The following is a 22,274-nucleotide window of genomic DNA, read 5'->3' as shown; positions in this document are numbered from 1 at the left end:
CTCTACAAACTTATGAATTTTAATTCTAAGGCCACGCCTTTGGCATGGCCTCAATTATCCAAAATAATACTGGCTATGAAGCTAACAGTTATTATTATGATTGCCGCCCTTACCAACGTAAGTGCGAAAAGCTATAGTCAAATAGTAACGCTGCATCAAAAGAATGCCTCAGTTGAAAAAGTACTGCGTGCTATTGAAAAACAAACCGGCTATCATTTTTTATATGACAAAAATGATGTGTCAAAAGCAGGAGGAATCAACATTGAGCTTTCTAACGCCCCCCTTGAAGAAGCCCTTGATCAATGTTTTAAAGACCAACCCTTAACCTACAAGGTTTTTGATGAAACCATTGTAGTTAAAAAGAAAGAAGAGAACGCAGCTGCCGTAGCGGCGTTTAAAGTGCAGGGTACTGTTAGCGATTCCAAAGGCCCGCTTCCTGGTGTAAGCGTAAGGGTAAAAGGGTCAAACGTAGGTACCGTTACTGATGTTAATGGTAAATACACCCTTAATGCTCCAAGCGCGAACGGAACCCTTGTATTTAGCTTTGTGGGTTATACCTCACAAGAGATAAATATTAATAACAAGGCACAGCTTGACGTAACACTGGTAGAACTGCCTAAAGCCCTTAGCGAAGTGGTAGTTGTTGGTTACGGTACACAAAAACGTGTAGACTTAACCGGCTCGGTTGGTAGCGTTAGTGCTAAACAGTTACAGGATCGTCCGGCTATTAACGTTGAGCAGGAACTTGCCGGAAAAATTGCCGGTGTAAACGTATCAACCAACTCTGGTGCACCGGGCGGCGAAACCAAGATCCGTATCCGTGGTTACAGCTCTATCAATGCAGCAACCGATCCGCTTTATGTAGTGGATGGGGTGATTTGGACAGCAGGTGGCTCAGCTTTGAATCCTAACGATATCGAAACTATTGATGTACTTAAAGATGCATCATCAACAGCTATTTATGGTACCCGTGGTGCTAACGGTGTAATCCTGGTAACTACCAAACGTGGTAAAAAAGGAGGTAGTGTTAGTTACGACGCTTACGGAAGCATCAGCGTAATGGCTAAAGAATTGCCTGTTTTGAACTCGCAGCAGTTTTTATCTGTTGAAGACCAGTCATACGCCAACATCCCTAAATATGACCCGGCCGGATGGGCTGCAGGTAAGTATGTAGATGATGATCCTAAAAAGATCCGTACCGCGCTGATCGGAAAGTTATTTGATCAGAACCTGAATCCGTTATACGATGTTGATTGGCAAAAGGCCACTACGCGTACAGCTTATAGCCAAAATCATAACGTTACATTTACCGGTGGTACCGATAACCTTACTTACGGTTTATTCCTGAACTATGCTGATGACGAAGGTATCATATTAAACAGTTACCAAAAACGTTACAACGCGCGTTTAACAATTGATAACCAGATTAAACCGTGGTTAAAAGTTGGTGCAACCTTCAATTACAACAACTCGGAGCAACGTACTGCAGATGACGGTACAGGTGGTAACGTCATCCCTCGTATGTTAATTGAGATGGTGCCGTTCATACCTATCCGCTATCCTGATGGTTCATATGGTAAGAGAACCGACTATCCTAACTTAGAAGGTGGCGATAACCCGGTTGCTCAGGCTAATGAAATTCACAACCTGTATCGCAAAAGCATATTTAGCGGTAACGGTTATTTAAACCTGAATCTGGCACCGGGTCTGGAATTTCGCAGTACTATAGGTGTTACTACACAGGCTAACTATAACCCGCATTACCAAACCGGTTTAGTAGGTGGTGCTACTGTTGATCAAAGCAACAGCTCTGCTTCTATCAATGAATATAATGACACTTTCTGGCAATGGGAAAATCACTTTACCTATAACAAAGTGTTCAATAAAATACACTCATTAAACGTAGTTGTAGGTACAGAACGCCAAAACTTTAACGAACTGAGCGTTGGATCTTCAACATCTGGTTTATCAGATGATTACTTTGGCTTTAATAACCTGGGTGTAGGCGCAACTCCCGGTACACCGGCCTCAGCCTATTATGCATGGCAGATACAATCATTTTTTGGACGTATCAATTACGGTTTTAAAGATAAATACCTGTTAACCTTAACCGGTCGTGAGGATGGTTCATCACGCTTTGGTCCTTCAAAAAAATATGGTTTCTTCCCATCAGCGGCATTGGCTTGGCGTGTATCTCAGGAAGATTTCCTGAAAGACAACAAAACCATTTCTGATCTGAAACTGAGATTTAGCTATGGTTTAACCGGTAACTCAGAAATTGGTCAGTACCGCTCTCAGGCTAACCTCGTGTCTGGTACTACAGTTACAGGAGGCACAGGAACCATAATTGATACCGGCAGCCCTGGTAACCCGGATCTGCAATGGGAAAAAAACAGTGAGTTTAACTTTGGTGTAGCCTTCGGTTTGTTCAACAATCGTTTAAATGTTGACGCGGATGCTTATTACAAAAAAACCAAAGCTTTATTGCTGAATGCACCAATACCAGAAAGCAGCGGTTATAACAGCGTTTTCAAAAACATTGGTAGCCTTGAAAATAAAGGTATCGAGTTAACTATCAACTCTGTTAACGTTAAAACCGATAACTTTAGCTGGAATACCACCTTCAATATCTCCTTCCTGAAAAATAAAATACTTCACTTAGGTGATGCGAATGACGATATCTTTTTGGCACCAACATTCCTGTCACAGTTTAACTTACTGCGTGTAGGTCAACCAGCCAGCGTGTTCTATGGCTACAAAGTATTAGGTACTTGGGGTACCGCCGAAGCTGCAGATGCTGCCAAATACGGCAAACTTCCTGGCGACTTAAAAATTCAGGATACTAACGGCGACGGAAAGATCACTGTTGATGATAAGCAGATATTGGGTAAATCAACCCCATCTGGTTATGGAACATTTACCAACACCTTCCGTTACAAAGAGATTGACCTGGGTATCGAGCTGCAGTTTAACTATGGCAACCAGATCATGAACTTAACCCGTCACTCAGGTCAGGATCGTACCGGTCAGGCCAATAGCTATGCCACCGTATTAAATGCCTGGACACCAGATCATCAAAATACCAGTATAGCACAAGATCGTCCGGCTTACGTTTACTATCAAACAGAAATCTATTCAACCAAGGTTGAAAGCGGTAATTTTATCCGTGGCCGTAACATAACCTTAGGTTATAACTTCCCTGATAACCTGGTTAAGAAAATAAAACTGAGCCGCTTAAGAATATATGCACAGGCACAAAATGTATTCCTGATCACTAAGTATACCGGGTATGATCCTGAAACTTCAACCTACAACAGTAGCAGTAACTTTACTCAGGGTATCCAGTTTTATGATTATCCTAAACCAAGAACATATCTGCTTGGTGTAAATGCAAGTTTTTAATTAAATACCTAAATAAGCATATTATGAAATTTAATTTTAAAAAATACAAGGCTGGCCTATTAGCCTTGATAGCTATATCAACTGTTACCAGCTGTAAAAAATATCTTGACGAACCTAATAGGTCAAACTTTACACAGCAAAACTATTTTACTACTGGAAGCCAGGCACGTGCGTTTGTAAATGGTATTTACGGCAACAACTTTAATAATGGTCAAAACTATGGTTCCTACATTTTTCTGAATGGTGATGCCTATGGTGAAGCGCCGTTTATAACGCTGGAGCTTTTTGCAGGTCATGCCACTTCGTTAGGGCAAAGTGTAAATAACAACAACGTTATATTTGAACGTACCGATCCTACTAACCCTGGTTTTGAAACTATGTGGAAAGGGAGCTATACAGCCATAGCCGAGTGTAACATTGCATTAAACCGTATACCATCCATCAGTATGGATGATGCTGCCAAGAAATCATTACTTGGCGAGGCGTACTTTTTAAGGGCTTTCTTTTATTATCACCTGGTTAGGTTATATGGAGATGTGCCTTTGATAACTACTCCGGTTGATTTGAACAGCACGCTTTTGTACCCCGCACGTACGCCTAAAGAGCAGGTATATGACCAGGTAGTAAATGATTTACTTGCAGCTGAACAATCAGGCCTTCCGGCTACTAATGGTATGCTGGCATCCATGGGTGCTGTACATACGTTATTGTCAAGCGTGTATTTAACCATGGCTGGTTATCCACTACAGAAAACTGAGAATTATCAGAAAGCTGCAGATGAGGCCAAACTGGCTTTGCCTTCATATACACTATTTACAGATTATGCCTATTTACATGATAACGCCCACAAAAATCAAGGCGAGTTGATATTTCAGGCCAATTATGATGCAACAAAAAATGCAACCAATGCCATCACCCAATTAACGGTTCCTTTTAACCAACCTGTTGGTGTTTATGGTGACCATTTGGGTGCTATGATACCTACTGATGCATTTTTTAACAGCTACGAAGCAGGCGACAAACGTACTCAGGAAAAACAGTTCTATTTTTCACAATACCCGGCTTCTGACGGTAACTCTGTTGTTATATTCGGTGAGCATTGCTTGTACAAATATTTCCATGTGGAAAGCTCTGTATCAGGCACGGCCAATAGCGGGAAATGTGATGAAAACTGGACTTTCTTACGTTTACCTGAAGCCATGCTTACTTTTGCTGAAGCTTCAAACGAGGTAAATGGCCCAACTGCCGATGCTTATGATGCCGTTAACCAGATCAGAGCTCGTGCTAACCTGGCTCCGTTGGCTGGTTTAACAAAAGACCAGTTCCGTATAGCTATCTGGAAAGAGCGCTACCACGAGCTGGCTTTTGAAGATAAATCATACTTCGATATTCAGCGTACTCACCAGATCTATGATGTAAAAAACAATACTTTTGGTCCGGCAACTTCTACTCCAAATGAGCAGGGTGTTACCATGAAAGATCAGTATTTCCTGTGGCCTGTTCCGCAACGCGAAATAGCTACAAATAACAAACTAACTCAAAACACAGGTTGGTAATAACTCTCAATTAATATAATAATAAAGCGGCTGCCTCAAAAGGGCAGTCGTTTTTGTTTTAATGCCACTCATCGTGATAAACAAACTTGGGCATTTGCCACTTATACCTGATGGATAGCAGGCGCAGCGTTAAACCAATTACGCAGGCTGTAATAATAGCAAGCCCTTCGCTCCCTCCAAAATATTCAATACCTAAATAAACCGCCCCGGTAACTATCGAGGCGCTGGCATATATTTCTTTGTGAAATAACAGAGGTATATCATTGCACAATACATCGCGCAAAACACCACCGGCGCAACCGGTTATCATTCCGCTTAATAAAACAATACTTGCAGGCAGGTTTATTTGCTGCGCTATCTGGCAGCCTATAATGGTAAATACTACCAAACCCAGTGCATCAAGGTATAAGAACAGCTTTTTTAATTTGGTCATAATGGATGCTATGATAGCAGCCAGCAGGGCAGCAGCAGCGGTGATCAGTAAGTATTCAGGGTGCTCAACCCAACTCATAGGGTAGTGGTTAAACAAAATATTGCGCACTGTACCGCCGCCAAGCGCGGTAACCCAGGCTATGATACAAACACCAACCCAATCCATATCGCGGCGACCGGCAGAGAGGGCAGCCGTCATCGCTTCGGCAGTAATGGCAATGATATATAAAATGTGCAGCATAAGGTTTTGATAAACAGGTTCTTGATTCCTGCCTATCAAATATAGCTAATTGCTCTGGTTAAATTATAGCTCCGCTTCTGTTGACTGTGCTTGCTCTGATGCCTTAAGCCAGTTTCGGCCTTCGCTAAAGCGGGTAACCAGCATAGCGGCAACAGTATCACCGGTGGCATTTAACAGGGTAGCCATTGGGTCAACCAGGGTACCTATGATAATGGCGGGAGGGAGAGCTTCGGGCGGGAAACCGTAGGCCGATATGAACAGTAATTCGCCTATGTAACCGCCATTGGGTATACCCCCTTCAACAAGGCTTACCAGCACGGTCATGGCCAGGGCAATAACAATGGTATCGGCGCTGTTAAAGCTTTTCCCGAACAGGGCAAACACCACTATCATTTTTACTATGGATGATATGCTTGAGCCCTCCTTATGCAGCGTACCGCCTATAGGGATGGTAACATTGGCAATAACATCAGGGATACCTATCTTTTTAGCGGCATCAAGATTAGCAGGTATGGTAGCAATGCTGCTGCAGGTGCCTATAGCCGTTGCCGATGGGATGATATTGTTGCGCCAGTATTTTTTTATCCCCTTTACACCACCGGCAATAAAGGCATATAAACTGAATAGCACTACAAAATAAAAAGCGCCAACGCCATAGTATAAGGCCATTGAGCGCGCATAGCCGCCAAATAATTGCGGGCCAAACACGCCAACCTGGTAGGCAAAATATGCTCCTAAACCTATGGGGCCAAGCTTCATGATGAGGATGAAGATATTTTTAAAAACCTCATTACCGCTGTGTAAAAAACGGGCAAAGGCCGCACCTTTCTCACCCGAACGCAGCGTGGCGAAACCTATCAATACAGAAAAGATGATCATGGCCAGCATGCTTTTCCGGGAAAGTAACTGGTAAAACTCGCTGGTGGTAAATAGCTGGGTAAGCTGATCGCCGAAAGGTTTTTTAACGATGGCCTCAGTTATTGGGCTGGCTACAAGGTGCTGATGTATCGGAAATATCCACGCGGCAATAATAGTTACAATGGCTGCAACAAGCACCGTAGCCACAAATACGGCAGAAGTGATACCCAGCAGGCGGCCGAGCCTTTGCGAACTATCAAGCCCGGCAATGGCTGATGCTATGGCAAAAAACACTAAAGGTACCACGGCTGTGAACAGCAGGTTCAGGAAAATATCTCCTATTGGTTTTAAGGGTTCAACCTTATTGCCTAAGAAAATACCGGCTATACTGCCCGCTATAATACCGGCCATAAGCAGTATGATGCCCTTGTAGTTTTTAAACCAACTATTCATGCGGCTAATATAGTTGTTATACGGCAAATTGACCTGATGGATAAAAGCTGGAAAAATTACCCTACTAAAAATACTGATTGCTCCGTTTGGAGCTGCAAAACCCAACCGGGTTTATGCATAACTTAGCGTTTAAATTTGCACGACGCCTTGCAGAACAATTTAATATATTAGCAGTCAATTATAATGACTGATGCAAATTGAACAGGCCAGAATATTTATACTGGATAAATTAAATAGCGAGCTTCCTGAGCATTTTTATTATCATAATGCGCTTCACGCTGTAGATGTTTACACAGCATCAAAACGCATAGCGCAGAAAGAGGGGATAGGAGTGCACGAACAGCTTTTGCTGCTTACAGCCGCACTGTTCCACGACACGGGATTTTTATACGGGCAAACCGACCATGAATTAAAATCATGTGAAATAGCCGGGTTATATTTGCCAAACTTTGAGTACTCGCCTGCTGATATTGACCAAATCTGCGATATTATTATGGCAACCAAATTGCCGCAAACTCCACATGATCATTTAGGTCAAATTATTTGTGATGCTGATTTGGATTATTTAGGCCGGAATGATTTTTTTGTACTCAGTAAAAAGCTATTTTCGGAACTTGTAATTACCGATGGCTTAAAAACGGAATTAGACTGGGATAAAATACAGGTGGGCTTTTTTCAAAGTCATCATTATTTTACCAAAACAGCCATCGAAACACGCCGGCCTGCAAAGCAGCAGCACCTGGAAGAGATCATTAAAAAAATATTTTAAAAGTATAATTCATGACAAAATCGGAACACAGTTTACCTGAAATAATTAAGGATGTAGTAACTGTAATAGCCGGGATATTATTTTGCGGTTTTGCACTAAAAGGTTTTTTAGTACCCAACAAGTTTTTTGATGGGGGGGTAACCGGTATATCCCTGCTTATTCATGAATTGTACCATGTAAATATTGCCTTTGTTATAATCATAGCCAACATTCCATTTATAATTATGGGTGTGTTCCAGGTTAATAAGGTATTTGCCTTAAAAACTTTTGCCTGCGTTATAGCATTGGGGATTTGTTTATTGTATGTACCGTACCCGGTAATCACTTCTGATAAGCTGTTGGTATCTATCTTCGGAGGCGTTTTCATGGGCCTTGGCGTAGGGCTTTCCATACGTGGAGGCTGCGCACTTGATGGTATTGAGATCATGGCGCTTTACACGCTTAAACGCAGTAGTTTTACCATCAGCGAGATCATTTTAGGCATTAACATTATTATTTTCCTGATTGCTGCCTTTGAACTTGGCCTGCCTACCGCATTATATTCAATTTTAACCTATTATACGGCATCGCGCACCATCAGCTTTGTTATCGACGGATTGGAGGAATACACCGCCGTAAACATCATATCTGCCAAGAGCGATATTATTAAAGAGAGACTGGTAATGGAACTGGGCCGGGGCATCACCGTATATAAAGGAGAGCGCGGCTTTTTGAAAGATAGCTTTGACGTAAGCCACCCTGTTGATATTATATTCACTGTAATAACCCGCCTTGAAGTACGCAGGCTAAAGAACCTGGTTCATAGTATCGATCCTAAAGCTTTTGTGTTCACCAACAGTATTAAAGAGGCTGCCGGTGGTGTATTGAAGAAAAGAGTACGCGAGCATTGAGATTGTTTTACGTTGGACGTTTTACGTGATACGTTATCTGAAAGTATCCAACATAAAAACCATTATATTGACTTAATAGCAGTTTTGATTTTACGTAAAACGTATTACGTCTAACGTAAAACCTCTAACTCACCACCTCGTATATCTCTACTGGTTTGGCTTTGTTTTTAAGGTTTACTTCGCCAATTTTATTAAACTCGAACGATTCTTTTGCCTTTTCATATACATCGCTGGTAACAACAATCTGGCTGGCCTTGGCAACAGATTGCAGGCGCTGGGCCAGGTTCACAGCATCGCCAATCACGGTATAATCCAAACGTTTCAATGATGCCGAACCGATATTACCCGATATCATCTCACCCGAATTGATACCGATAGAAACCTCTGGTTTAAATGTTTTACTGCCGTAAACTATTTCGTCGGCAGCAAGCATTTTATCCTTTACGGCAAGCGCGGCGTCAATGGCCCGGTCAAGGTGATAATCGCCACGGAAAACAGCCATTACGGCATCGCCCATAAATTTATCAATATGGCCGCTTTGCGCTATAATTTCCTTTACCATGCCATCAAACAGCTTGTTGATCAGGCCTACAACCGTATTGGCAGGCACATGTTCAGATATGGCTGTAAAACCGCATATATCAACAAACAGAACGGTAGCATCAATGGTTTCGTTGCTGAGCAGGCTGGTTTCAAACTCTTTGTGGGTCATGAAGTTTAAAACATTCTCGTCAACATACATGCGCAGGATGTTGTTCTCTTTAATAGCCTGCAGGGTTTTTTTGAGTTCAATAACGTGTAAAATTGTTTTTTCGATGGTAATGTCCAGATCGTCGAAGTTTACTGGCTTGCAAACAAAATCAAAGGCACCACGGTTCATGGCGGTACGGATGTTATCCATATCGCTATAGGCCGAAACCATAACAGCCTTTAATATAGGGTTGGCTTCGGGCAGTTTGGTAAGCAGGGTAAGGCCATCCATTTCGGGCATATTGATGTCGCTTAAAACCACATCAATATCAGGCTGCTCTGCAAGCTTTTTTAGGGCCTCGAAGCCATTTTGAGCAAATACAAAATCATATACTTTTTCTCTGATCTTTTTTCTGAATTTCTGTTTTATCAGCAATTCCAGATCCGATTCATCATCAACCACCAGTATCTTGGCCATTATTGTTCTATATGTTTTAGTTTTTCCTTCAGATTGTTAAAATCAAGGGGCTTGGTTAAAAAGTCGTTTGCACCCAAATCCATTGACTGTTTGTAATTTTCGTCGTCGCCGTAAGCAGTTATCATCATTACAACCGGAGGCGGTTTTTCATAAGTACTTCTTATGTTTTTAAGCAGCTCCAGTCCGCTCATGCCGGGCATGTTTATATCTGATAAAATGAGGATTACCTCAGAATGATTTTTTTCAAGGTAAGTCATAGCCTCCTCGCCCGAAAGTGCAAAGGTAAATACTATTTCACCGCTTTTGATCTCTTTCCTGAAGCGTTGTGTAAACAGCGGTTGCACATCAACCTCATCATCAACAACCAGTATTTTCATTTAGTATTAATTTGTTTTTAGTTTGCCACTGTGGGTATAGTAATTATAAATCGCGCGTATTCGCCTTCCTGGGTTTCAACCTTTAACTCGCCGTTATGTGCCTTTGTAATAATATCATAGCTCATGGATAAACCCAGCCCTGTACCAAGCCCGGTTGGTTTGGTAGTAAAGAACGGCTGATAAATTTTGTCAAGCACCTTTTGCGGTATGCCCATTCCGTTATCAGCAACCGTAATTTCCACGGCATTACCTCCCGTAGCAAGCTTTATTAATTTCGTGGAAACATTTACAGTTGGTTCATAGCCATCGCCAATAAGTTTTTTCTTTTCGGCAACTGAGTAAAAGGAGTTGTTATACAGGTTCAAAAGTACCCGGCCCAGATCCTGTGCCATGGCATCAATCGGGCCAATGTTAGGATCAAAGCTGGTTTTCATACCGGCGTTAAATGATTTATCTTTTGCCCGTAACCCGTGATAGCTCAGGCGCAGGTATTCATCGGCCAGGGCATTAATATCTGTAGGTTCTTTTTTGCTGGTGGTTGCCCTTGAGTGCTGTAGCATACCCTTTACAATGGCATCGGCACGTTTACCATGCTGGTTTATTTTGGCCAGGTTTTGGGTAATATCGTTCATGATCTCATCGGCCTCTTCACGATCTTCTTCGGGCAGGTTTTTAAACACGCCCTCCTTAAGTTCGTCAAGCAGTTCGATGCTTACTTCGCTAAAGTTGTTCACAAAGTTAAGCGGGTTCTGAATTTCATGCGCAATACCGGCGGTAAGTTCACCAAGCGAAGCCATTTTTTCCTGCTGAACCAGCTGTGCCTGGGTGCTTTTAAGCTCTGTTAAAGCCTGCTGTAGTTCTTCCTTTTGTTGGGTTAGCTCGGCAGTACGCTGCCTTACTTCGCTCTCCAGGTTAACTTTCATCGCGGCCATCATGCGATTCTGCTCTTCTTCGTCGCGTCTTCTTTTGCGTTCAAGTTCAAGCGCTTTGCCCTGCCTGCGGTTTATGAACCACATGGCGGCAAACCATAATATGGCAAACCATTTGGCGCTTTCAAAAAACTCGTTGTAATCATTATAAAAATTAACAAGGAGTTTTTCTATAATATCGCTAACAAAGGTAATTACAACATAAGGCATAACCGAAGTTATCAGTGGCCGGTTGCTTTTAAATTCTTCGCGGGTAAATACTATGGCTGCAAGGGCAAATACCAGGAAGTGGCCCAAAAGCATAATAAATATGGAATGCCCGAAACCGCTGAACCCAAGGCACATGATAGCTACCGCCGCATAAAAGGCATAAACAAGGTATTGGCTCCAGGGGCTGCTGATACCCTCGCTTTTTAAGGTTCTGCGCAGCTGTGAAACCAGGAAAATTGCAATAAAAGGTTCTAATCCAATACTCATAAAAATTGTTAATGCCAGGTATTATTGATGTATCTTAATTTGAGCATCATGGTAAATGCCTAATCTCAAATATATGAAATGTATCAACTGTTCATCGTATATTTTATACTCATGTATTAAGCAGTGTTTGTTTTTTTGCCTGAGCAGCTATGCCTGCATGCTAAAATTTAAATATCAGTAAATTTTTTTAGGTTACGATGGTTGGATTGAAATGATAAAGATGCCTATATTAGCATTATGTACAAACAAACTAACATATTATAAACCAATGGAGAAATCGAGAAGGAATTTTATAAAAAACTCTGCAATTGCATCGGCTGCAGTAGTGGCTGCTCCTGCAAAAAGTTTTGCTATTTTACATAAAGATATACAGCCTGATGATCATACCATTGGGCAGGGTGGTTATACTTATAAAGCTGATAAAGGGTGGGCCAAAATCAGTGTGAACAGTAATCCGCTTGCTAATTGCCATGAAATGGTACAGGACAGCAAGGGCCGCCTCATTATGCTGGGCGACCACACGCATAACAACATCCTGATATTTGATAAATCGGGCAAGTTGCTTGATTATTGGGGAACTTCATTACCCGGCGGTCACGGCTTAAGTATCAGTAAAGAAGGCGGCGAAGATTTTCTATTGCTTACAGATTGCGGCTGGGCATCTGACAGAACCGGCGCTAACTACGGTCAGTCGGGCCAGGTGTTAAAAACCACTTTAGATGGTAAGCTGATATTTGCAATTGGCCACCCGCGTACCATTGGCATTTATAAAGACGACGAACCATTTAAACCTACCGAAACCGCTGTAGCGCCTAACGGCGATATTTATGTGGCCGATGGTTACGGTTCTGATTATATTATCCAATATAACAGCAAAGGCCAGTATATCCGCCATTTTGGTGGTCACCATAACACCAATAAGGATCATAACCTGGTTAATGCCCATGGTATAACCGTTGATACCCGCGATAAAAATAACCCTACATTGATCTGTACCTCGCGGGAGGAAAACTGTTTTAAAATATTTACGCTCGATGGTAAATTCATTAAACGTATTGATATGCCTGGAATGTATGTATGCCGCGCGGTTATTAACGATCAAAATATTTATGCAGGTGTTTGCTGGTCAAAAGACGCGGCTGGTAAGCGTTTTGATTACTCGGGCTTTGTAACCATACTTGATGCCGATAACAAAGTGATCTCTAATCCGGGCGGTGCCGCTCCGGTTTACAAGAACGGTGTTTTACAGCAAACACTGCAGGCCACAAACCCTGTATTTCAGCATGGTCATGATGTGTGTGTTGATGAGGATAAAAACGTGTACGTATGCCAGTGGAACGCGTACCATACCGCACCGGTAAAACTAACCCGCGTGTAACTGATTTTATGAATTGTGGCCGAGGGTGTTATTGTAAAATTAGCGTTATTAATAAATAGGGCTGCTTTAAAGCCAATCTAAATAATAAATTTGCTATCGCCAGGTAGCATCCGTCAACTATAATATTTTAATGTATGTTACCGGCCGGCTCGCAACAAAATGCGGGCCGGCCTATTCATATACCTATGATGTATCATCAAAACCTAAGTAAATAAAGTAATGCTCATTAGTAAAAAAGCTTTAAAAGCTGTTTGCCTCGGCCTGGGGCTATGCGTTGGTCAGGCTGTATTTGCGCAGCAAAAACAACTGGCAGATTATGTTAACCCTTTTGTAGGGGCAAGTACCAACATGCATTTGGCTGGTAACCCTGCCGGTTTAGGCAAAACCTTTCCTGGTGCTGCCGTGCCTTTTGGTATGGTGCAGGTAAGCCCTAATACCATAACCGGCGGCGATAACGGTTCGGGCTATAGTTATGAGCATAAAACTATTGAAGGTTTTGCCCTAACCCAAATGAGCGGTGTAGGCTGGTATGGCGATCTGGGAAATTTTTTGGTGATGCCAACAACGGGCAGCTTACAAACCAGCGCCGGTAAAGAGGGTAAGCATGATGGCTATCGCTCTTATTATGATAAAAAAAGCGAAAAGGCTTCGGCAGGATATTACTCTGTAATGCTTAGTGATCACCAGATCAGGACCGAGCTTACCGCGGCGCCACATAGTGGTATCATGAGGTTCACTTTTCCGCAGGGCAGCGACTCTCGGATACAGATTGATCTGGCACGCCGTGTTGGCGGCACCTCGGTAAACCAATACATCAAAGTTGTTGATGATCACACCATTCAGGGTTGGATAAAATGTACACCCGCAGGCGGCGGTTGGGGCAATGGCGACGGACAGGCTTTTTATACCGTTTACTTTTACGCCCAGTTAAATAAACCCATCAAAGATTATGGTGTGTGGAGCGCCAGCATCCCCGAAAATCAAAGCCGCAAATTAGAGGATATTGAAAGCGACAAATACCAGGACCTTATAGCACATGCCGCTATACTGCCGGGCACTAAAGAAAAGCTGGGCAAGCACCTGGGCTTTTATACCGATTTTGCAACCAAAGCCAATGAGCAGGTGGTATTAAAGGCCGGTATCTCCTATAATAGTATTGAAGGTGCAAAGAACAACCTGGAGTCAGAAATAAAGGATTTTGATTTCGACAAGGTGCATCAGCAGGCCCGCGCATTGTGGAATAATGCTTTAGCTAAAATTCAGGTTACCGGCGGCACTACCGAAGAGAAGTATAACTTTTACACCGCCCTTTATCATACCATGATAGATCCGCGAACTTTTCAGGATGTGGACGGAAAATATCCGGGCGGCGATCTGAAAAGCCACACGGCCGACCATTTTACTAAAAGAACCATATTCAGCGGTTGGGATGTGTTCCGCAGCCAGATGCCTTTACAAACACTTATTAACCCAGGTTTGGTAAACGATTTGATCAACTCGCAGGTTACACTGGCAACTGAAAATGGCAGGCAGTATTTTGATCGCTGGGAGTTATTGAATGCGTATAGTGGTTGTATGATCGGTAACCCGTCTATCTCCGTTATTGCCGATGCCTATAAAAAGGGTATCCGTGGATATGATGTTGACAAAGCCTATCAGTACAGTATAAACACACAAAATAAGTTTGGCAATGGCGATCGTGGCTTCAGCACAGGCAGTAACAGCATATCCGGTACTTTGGAGTATGCTTATTTCGACTGGTGTATAGCACAGATAGCTAAAGCTACCGGCAAAACAGATGATGCTGCAAAATATGCTGAAAAAGCATATGCCTATAAAAATGTTTTTGATCAGGATAAAAACTGGTTTCGCCCTAAAAAGGATAATGGAGAGTGGATGGCATGGCCTACCGAGGGCAGGTTACAGCAAAACTATGGTACGGTAGAGAGCAATCCTTATCAGCAAGGCTGGTTTGTACCTCAGGACGTACCCGGCTTAGCCACCTTACTGGGCGGTAATGATAAGGCGATAGCCGATCTTACCGCTTTCTTCGAGAAAGCACCCGCCAACCTGCTCTGGAATAATTATTACAACCACGCCAACGAACCGGTACATCATGTACCGTTCTTATTCAATCGTTTAGGTGCTCCTTGGCTTACCCAAAAATGGACGCGCATTATCTGCAACCGCGCCTATCATAACAAAGTTGAAGGATTGGTAGGTAATGAGGATGTTGGCCAGATGTCGGCTTGGTATGTGCTGGCGGCAAGCGGTGTGGCACAGGTTTGTCCCGGCGATATGCGTTACGAGATCACCAGCCCGGTATTTAGTAAGGTTAAGATCAACCTTGATCCTAAATACGCTAAGGGGAAGGCATTTACCGTAGTGGCAAAAAATAATTCGCCAGCCAACATATATATTCAAAGTGCCACACTTAATGGCAGGCCTTATCATCAATGCCATTTAGATTATGCGGCCATTTCATCAGGCGCAACGCTTGAGCTGGTGATGGGCCCAAAACCTAATAAAGCCTGGGGAAAATAGAAGATAGCTTTTATTATGCTTATGAAATAATAGAATGGGTTAGCGCTTAAAATGTTAACCCATTTCTGTAATAATATATATACTTTACACCTGATACCGATACCTAAATTGTTATTCAATTAAATCACATAGGCCAAATAAGCTGAATAGCTGGGTAAAATTACAACCGTGAACTTTACATTTATTTTTTACTTTAGCAAAAACTGTAGCTGTTGATAGAATTTGCGGATGAATGAGACAAAGCTGCTGTTTTAACCAATTATCTAAATAAAAACCTTCTTTTAAAAATGCTAAGAAAACTACTTTGTTTTTCGCTGTTTTGTGCGCAGGTTGTATTTGCGGTTAGTGTAAATGCGCAATCGGCTAATCCGGGTTTACATCAGCAGGGTTTAGTTATTTGGGACGATAAACCTGCCAAAACATGGATGACCGAAGCCTACCCCATGGGCAACGGCCGCATCGGTGGAATGGTGTTTGGTAACCCGGCCCAGGAGCATATCAAATTCAATGAAATTAGTTTGTGGACGGGCGACGAGGAAAACACAGGTGCCTACCAGGCCTTTGGCGATCTTTACGTTAATTTTGATGGAAAAGACACTACGCAAGCAGCCCCGGCCGACTATCGCAGGCAGCTTGATATTAGTAAGGCTGTTGAGCAAATAACCTATACCACCAACAATGTAAATTATAAGCGTGAATATTTTTGCAGTTTCCCCGATAAGGTCATGGTGCTGCGCTTCACAGCTGGTTCAAAGGCGGTTTATTCGGGTATTATAAAACTTACCGATGCGCATAATGCAGTAGTTACAGGCAACGGAACCTCGCTGCAAATTGCCGGTAAATTGGGTAATGGATTAGCTTACAGTGCTACCGCTTTATTAAAAAATGAAGGCGGCTCGGTAACTGTAGAGAGTGATGGCAAAGGAGGTTCGCAGCTACACATTACCAATGCCGATGCATTTACTATTTTACTTTCCGCAGCCACAAACTATAGCAATAAACGCAGCGACGGCTGGAGAGCGGGTGATCCGGAGGAAAAGGTTAAGCAATCATTAGCTGATGCCTCAACCAAAACATACCCAGAATTATTAAATACTCACCTGAAAGATTACCAGGACCTGTTTGGCCGAGTGGCTTTAAATTTGGGCAACACACCTGCCCAGGAAAGCGCACTGCCAACCTATAAACGGTTGCTCGCTTACAAAACTAACGGCGACCCGCAATTAGAGGCTTTGCTTTATCAATATGGCAGGTACTTGCTTATCAGCTCATCACGGAAAGGGGGCTTGCCTGCTAATTTACAGGGTTTATGGAACGAGAGCAACGATCCGCCATGGCGAAGCGATTATCACTCCAACATCAACATCCAGATGAATTACTGGCTGGCCGAACCAACTAACCTTTCCGAATGTCATTTCCCATACCTCGATTACATCAACAGTATGCGCGAGGTAAAAAAGGAAAGCACTAAAAAACAATATCCCGGCGTACGAGGGTGGACGGTTAAAACCGAGAATAACATTTATGGCGGTTCCAGCTTTTTATGGAACACCCCAGGCAGCGCGTGGTATATGCAGGGTATTTGGGAGCACTATGCCTTTACAAAGGATAAGGATTACCTGAAAAACTTTGCTTATCCTATTATTAAGGAAGTAGTAGAATTTTGGGATGATCATTTAAAACGGCGCCCTAATGGCGTATTGGTTTCGCCGCTGGGCTGGTCGCCGGAGCATGGCCCCACCGAAGATGGTGTAACCTATGATCAGGAAATTATATACGATCTGTTCACCAATTACATTCAGGCTGCTGATATTTTAGGAGTAGATAAAGCCTACCGCAACCACGTGGCCGACATGCGTAAGCATTTGCTGATGCCTAAAATAGGTAAATGGGGGCAGCTACAGGAATGGGAAACAGATCGCGACGATCCTAAAGATACGCACCGCCATTCTTCCAATCTGTTTGGCTTGCATCCGGGTAAGCGCATCAGTACCATAAAAACACTGCAACTGGCTAAGGCTGCTAAAGTGAGCTTACTGGCGCGTGGCGATGTATCAACCGGGTGGTCAATGGCCTGGAAAATGAATTTTTGGGCCCGCCTGCAGGATGGTGAGCATGCTTACAAGATAATTAACAACTTTATAACCCTGGTTGGTGGTTCGGGCGTAAATTACAACGAGGGGGGCGGCTTGTATGCTAACCTGTTCTGCGCGCATCCGCCGTTTCAGATAGATGGTAACTTTGGTTATACCGCAGGTGTTACCGAAATGCTGCTGCAAAGCCAAACAGACGAAATTCAGTTGTTGCCAGCATTACCTCAAAAATGGGCAAACGGCAGTGTAAAGGGTCTGCGTGCCCGCGGCGATTTCGAGATCACTAATATGGAATGGAAAAATGGAAAAATTGTTAAATTATCCATCAAATCATTAGCAGGAGGGTTATGCAAATTGCGTGTGCCTAATACTTTAAAAAGTGAAATAGCAACAGCTAAAAGCACAGGAGCAGGCCATGAGGTGGGCTATATGTTTAACACCCAGGCAGGCAAAGTTTATGATTTTATTGCAGGCATTTAATGAAGTTTACATTGTATGTTCAAGTTCAATTATCTTTTAGCCATTATATTGATCTGCTTTTTTTTGCCTGTGAAAGGGCAGGATAGTAAAAACAACTTATGGAAAGGCTTTGAAAAAGTAAAGCTAACTATTGATGGCCATGAAGCTTACTACGTAAAACCTGCGCATCCGTTGGCCGGTAATCCCTGGGTTTGGCGTGCCTCATTCCCGGATTGGCATACGGAAATTGATAGCATACTGTTAACTAAAGGCTTTTATGTAGCCTTTATCAATGTTGATGATCAGTACGGCAGTCCGCAGGCATTGCGGATCTGGGATAAATTTTATACCTATTTAACCGGCAAGCAGGCTTTTGCTCCTAAAGTTGCATTAGAGGCAGTAAGTCGTGGCGGTTTGTATGCATATGGCTGGGCAAAGCGCAATCCCGACAAGGTGAGCTGCATTTATGCAGAAACTCCCGTATGCGATTTTAAAAGCTGGCCCGGTGGAAAAGGCAAGGGTCCTGGTGACGCTAAAGCATGGGAGGAGTTAAAACAGGTTTACCACTTTACCGAAGAACAAGCCCTCGCTTACAATGATAATCCTATTGATAATTTAGAGGGGTTGGCATCATTCAGGGTGCCCGTTTTGCACACCATCGGGCTTGATGATAAATTGGCACCGCCTAATGAAAATACTTACCTGTTTGCTCAAAAATATGTGGCTTTAGGTGGCCCCATGAGTATTCACCCCGTAACGCAAGGCCCGTTTGAGTTGCAGGGACATCATTTTAATATCGACAGGCCGGGATATTATGCCGACTTTATTTTTAATAATTCATACCCGGTCAAAACCATCTTGCCTTACAGCAATTTTTATAAAACGGCCGGTAAGCTCAATAACTTTTATTACGCTGTTACAGTAAAAAAGAAGGCCACCGTATCATTCTTAGGCGGATCGATCACGTTTAATCCGGGCTGGCGCGATAAGATTTGCAAGTACCTGAAAGAAACCTATCCAACTACCGATTTTCATTTTATCGCCGCAGGCATACCATCATTAGGTAGCTTACCTCATGCCTTCAGGGTACAGCGGGATATATTGGATTCGGGTAAAAACGATCTGATGTTTGTTGAGGCCGCCGTGAATGACCGCGGTACAGACAGCACCACACAAGTGCGATCTTTAGAGGGGATTGTAAGGCATGTTAAGAAGGCCAATCCCTACACGGATGTGATCTTCATGTCATTTGCCGATCCTCAAAAAATAGAGAACTACAATAAAGGCAAAATATCGCCCGAGTTGGTGAACCATGAAATGGTGGCCGGGCATTATAATATTCCGTACATTAACCTGTCGCTGGAAGCTCATGATAAAATAAAGAACGGTGAGCTTAACTGGGCCGATGATTTTAAGGATATACATCCATGGTACCATGGGCAGGAGTTATATTTTGAAACCATTAAAAGTTTGCTGCAAGCCTGTGTTCAGGATCAGTACAAAGAGCCGGTTAGCATAAAGTTACCCCAGCCAATTGATAAGGCCCGGTTTGAGAATGGCCATTACTATAATATTACCAATGCCAAATTAGGTAAGGGCTGGCAGATCACTCCAAACTGGAAACCTAATGATGGCCTGTCTACCCGTGATGGTTTTGTTAATGTACCTGTTTTAAATGCCGATGAGCCAGGTGCCGAATTATCGCTCCCTTTTAAGGGTAATGCCGTAGGTATCGCGGTGGTAGCCGGTGGCGATGCAGGAACCATTTCTTATGCTGTAGATAATGCCCAATTTAAAGATCTTGACCTGTTTACAGAGTTTAGTAGCTGGTTGCATTTACCTATCTACCACTTGTTAGGCGATAATTTAAGCAGCGGTAACCATGTACTTAAAATTAAAATTAGTCCGCAAAAAAATAATGGGAGCAAAGGGCACGCGTGCAGGATAGTAAACTTTTTTGTGAACGATAAATAGCCAATATTTAACCATATAACCAATTCTACAAAAGTGAGAAAAACCTTCCGAAACCAATTAATGCCTTTCTGCTTGTATATGGGCACAGTATTTATGGCAGGCAGTAGTTTTGCCCAGCAGGTAACTATTCCTGTTGAAACGCAACACAATGCGCTGGTATTGCAAACTGATGCCGAGAAAAACCTGAAGATGGTTTACTTTGGTGTTAAGCTTAATAATACCAAAGAGTACGAAGCTATTCAAAAAATGTATAACCAGGCCGATGATTCAGGCATCCTGAATTCGGCTTATACACCATCTGGTTCAGCAAACCTGGCCGAGCCGGCCATAACCGTTACCCATGCCGATGGTAATAAATCTTTAAACCTGGTTTATGTAAATCACGTGGTAACCAAGGTTGATGACGATATTTCATTATTGACCGTTACATTGAAAGACCCGGCTTATGATTTTGAAGTAAAGCTGTTTTACAAAACTTATTTCAAAGAGGATGTTACCGAACAATGGTCGGTAATAAAGCATGGCGAAAAGGGGATAGTGACCCTGAATAAGTTCGCATCGGCAAATCTGAATTTAAAAGGTTCCGGCTTTTGGCTCAAACAATATCATGGCAACTGGGCTATGGAAATGCAGCCCGAAGAAGCTAAGTTAACTCATGGCATTAAAACTATTGACAGTAAGCTGGGTACCCGGGCCAATTTGTATGAGCCATCAATGTTCATGGTTTCAATGGATAAACCGGCTACAGAGGATGAGGGAAAAGTATTACTGGGAGCACTGGAGTGGTCGGGTAACTTTAAAATAGATCTGGAACTTGATGTTGCCAATAATTTAAGGGTAATAGCGGGTATTAACAACGCGGCATCTGAATACCACTTAAAATCTGGCGAAGAATTTACTACCCCGGCATTGGTATACACTTACTCTGATCAGGGTAAGGGTGATGCCAGTCGTAAGCTGCAAAGCTGGGCACGCAACCATAAAATTGTGGATGGCCAGGGCTCAAGGCTTACCTTGTTGAATAACTGGGAAGCTACCGGCTTTGATTTTAATGAAGCCAAACTGGCCGAATTATTAAAGGATACCAAAAAGCTGGGCGTCGACCTGTTTTTATTGGATGATGGTTGGTTTGGGAATAAATACCCACGTAATGACGATCATGCAGGCCTGGGCGACTGGCAGGAGAACAAACAGAAACTGCCTAACGGTATCAGTTCCTTAGTAAAAGAAGCACAGGCTAATGGTGTAAAATTTGGTATCTGGATTGAGCCCGAAATGGTGAACCCGAAGAGTGAGCTGTACACCAAACACCCGGACTGGGTTATCAAACAACCCAACCGCCCCGAAAAATACTTCCGTAATCAGTTGGAGCTTGATCTTTCAAACCCAAAAGTGCAGGATTTTGTATTTAACATAGTTGATGATCTGTTTACCAAAAATCCCGATCTGGCTTACATTAAATGGGATTGCAACGCTGTGATCTATAATGCATATTCCGCTTATCTGAAAAAAGACCAGTCGCATTTATACATTGATTATGTGCGTGGTTTGTACAAGGTGTTGGAACGTGTAAGGGTAAAATATCCAAAGGTGCCGTTAATGCTATGCTCTGGTGGTGGAGGCCGTGTTGATTACGGTGCGCTTAAATACTTTACCGAGTTTTGGCCAAGTGATAATACTGATCCGATTGAACGCATTTTTATTCAGTGGGAGTACTCTTATTTCTACCCTGCAATTACCAGCTCAAACCATGTTACTGATTGGGGAAAACAACCGCTTAAATTCCGTACAGATGTTGCCATGATGGGCAAGCTGGGCTTTGATATTGTGATCAGTAAGTTAAGTGCAGATGATCAGGCTTATTTGCACGGGGCTTTAAATAATTATAACAACCTTAAAGATGTGATATGGCACGGTAATCAATACCGTTTACAAAGTCCATGGGATAACGATGCAGCATCAATCATGTATGTTAACGAAGCCAAATCGACCGGTGTAGTGTTCAATTACCTGGTTAACAATCGTTATGGTACAGGCACCCACGTTCCTGTTCGTTTAAAAGGGCTCGATCCGCAGAAAAAATACCAGGTAAAGGAAGTTAATCTTTACCCGAATGCTAAATCTTCATTAGAGAATAACCTGATCCTGACAGGCGATTTTTTAATGACTGTAGGAGTAAACCCACACGTAAACAGCGGCAGAACAAGCGTTGTTTTGCAGTTGGATGAAGTTAAATAAGCCTAGCCCTGCGTATACAAAAAGAGCTGCAATCAT

General features: G+C 42.8%; 14 protein-coding genes. 9 read left to right on the top strand and 5 right to left on the bottom strand.

From position 1 onward, the window contains the following. Window positions 1-12: 12 nt before the first annotated feature. The gene (locus QWZ01_RS01325; RefSeq protein WP_290321408.1) at window positions 13-3,402 is read left to right on the top strand and encodes a TonB-dependent receptor; all 3,390 of its coding nucleotides are present in this window, start codon (window positions 13-15) and stop codon (window positions 3,400-3,402) included. Window positions 3,403-3,425: 23 nt separating this feature from the next. Beyond that, window positions 3,426-4,958: a RagB/SusD family nutrient uptake outer membrane protein gene (locus tag QWZ01_RS01320; RefSeq protein WP_290321407.1), complete on the top strand. Its 1,533-nt coding sequence runs from the start codon at window positions 3,426-3,428 to the stop codon at window positions 4,956-4,958. Between the two features lie 58 nt (window positions 4,959-5,016). On the opposite strand, the gene QWZ01_RS01315 is transcribed toward QWZ01_RS01320, so the two are convergent. Then, a complete protein-coding gene (locus QWZ01_RS01315; RefSeq protein ID WP_290321406.1) occupies window positions 5,017-5,631 on the bottom strand; it encodes a trimeric intracellular cation channel family protein in 615 nt (204 codons plus the stop codon). Window positions 5,632-5,694: 63 nt separating this feature from the next. Continuing rightward, on the bottom strand, window positions 5,695-6,942 hold the full coding sequence (locus QWZ01_RS01310; RefSeq protein ID WP_290321405.1) for a dicarboxylate/amino acid:cation symporter: 1,248 nt from the start codon (window positions 6,940-6,942) through the stop codon (window positions 5,695-5,697). 190 nt (window positions 6,943-7,132) lie between these two features. Here QWZ01_RS01310 and QWZ01_RS01305 point away from each other — a divergent pair, with 190 nt between their 5' ends. Continuing rightward, entirely contained in the window at window positions 7,133-7,711 is a 579-nt protein-coding gene (locus QWZ01_RS01305; protein WP_290321404.1) for an HD domain-containing protein, read from the top strand. A gap of 11 nt (window positions 7,712-7,722) precedes the next feature. Next, window positions 7,723-8,601, top strand: coding sequence for a YitT family protein (locus QWZ01_RS01300; RefSeq protein ID WP_290321403.1), 879 nt, complete (start codon window positions 7,723-7,725; stop codon window positions 8,599-8,601). 124 nt (window positions 8,602-8,725) lie between these two features. Here the strand turns inward: QWZ01_RS01300 and QWZ01_RS01295 are convergent, their stop codons facing one another. From QWZ01_RS01295 to QWZ01_RS01285, 3 genes are read right to left on the bottom strand one after another with little or no spacing between them, the layout of a single operon-like run. Further along, window positions 8,726-9,769, bottom strand: coding sequence for an adenylate/guanylate cyclase domain-containing response regulator (locus QWZ01_RS01295; protein WP_290321402.1), 1,044 nt, complete (start codon window positions 9,767-9,769; stop codon window positions 8,726-8,728). Next, complete coding sequence (locus QWZ01_RS01290; RefSeq protein WP_290321401.1) at window positions 9,769-10,146, bottom strand: response regulator; 378 nt, start codon at window positions 10,144-10,146, stop codon at window positions 9,769-9,771. Before QWZ01_RS01290 ends, QWZ01_RS01295 begins: the two co-directional genes overlap by 1 nt. A gap of 17 nt (window positions 10,147-10,163) precedes the next feature. After that, the gene (locus QWZ01_RS01285; RefSeq protein ID WP_290321400.1) at window positions 10,164-11,552 is read right to left on the bottom strand and encodes a sensor histidine kinase; all 1,389 of its coding nucleotides are present in this window, start codon (window positions 11,550-11,552) and stop codon (window positions 10,164-10,166) included. A gap of 268 nt (window positions 11,553-11,820) precedes the next feature. On the opposite strand from QWZ01_RS01285, the gene QWZ01_RS01280 reads away from it, so the two are divergent. From QWZ01_RS01280 to QWZ01_RS01260, 5 genes are all read left to right on the top strand, one after another. After that, a complete protein-coding gene (locus QWZ01_RS01280; RefSeq protein ID WP_290321399.1) occupies window positions 11,821-12,930 on the top strand; it encodes a twin-arginine translocation signal domain-containing protein in 1,110 nt (369 codons plus the stop codon). A 219-nt stretch (window positions 12,931-13,149) separates the two neighbouring features. After that, window positions 13,150-15,474: a GH92 family glycosyl hydrolase gene (locus QWZ01_RS01275; RefSeq protein WP_290321398.1), complete on the top strand. Its 2,325-nt coding sequence runs from the start codon at window positions 13,150-13,152 to the stop codon at window positions 15,472-15,474. Between the two features lie 287 nt (window positions 15,475-15,761). After that, window positions 15,762-18,047 (top strand): glycoside hydrolase family 95 protein, encoded by a 2,286-nt coding sequence (locus QWZ01_RS01270; RefSeq protein WP_290321397.1) that lies wholly within the window; start codon window positions 15,762-15,764, stop codon window positions 18,045-18,047. Window positions 18,048-18,062: 15 nt separating this feature from the next. Beyond that, entirely contained in the window at window positions 18,063-20,000 is a 1,938-nt protein-coding gene (locus tag QWZ01_RS01265; RefSeq protein WP_290321396.1) for an SGNH/GDSL hydrolase family protein, read from the top strand. Between the two features lie 78 nt (window positions 20,001-20,078). Next, on the top strand, window positions 20,079-22,238 hold the full coding sequence (locus tag QWZ01_RS01260; protein ID WP_290321395.1) for an alpha-galactosidase: 2,160 nt from the start codon (window positions 20,079-20,081) through the stop codon (window positions 22,236-22,238). Window positions 22,239-22,274 lie beyond the last annotated feature (36 nt).

Source organism: Mucilaginibacter aquaedulcis, assembly GCF_030409325.1.
Classification (GTDB): Bacteria; Bacteroidota; Bacteroidia; order Sphingobacteriales; family Sphingobacteriaceae; genus Mucilaginibacter; species Mucilaginibacter aquaedulcis.
The sequence above is the reverse complement of the archived record's forward strand: the minus strand, read 5'-3'. Positions and strand labels throughout refer to the sequence as shown.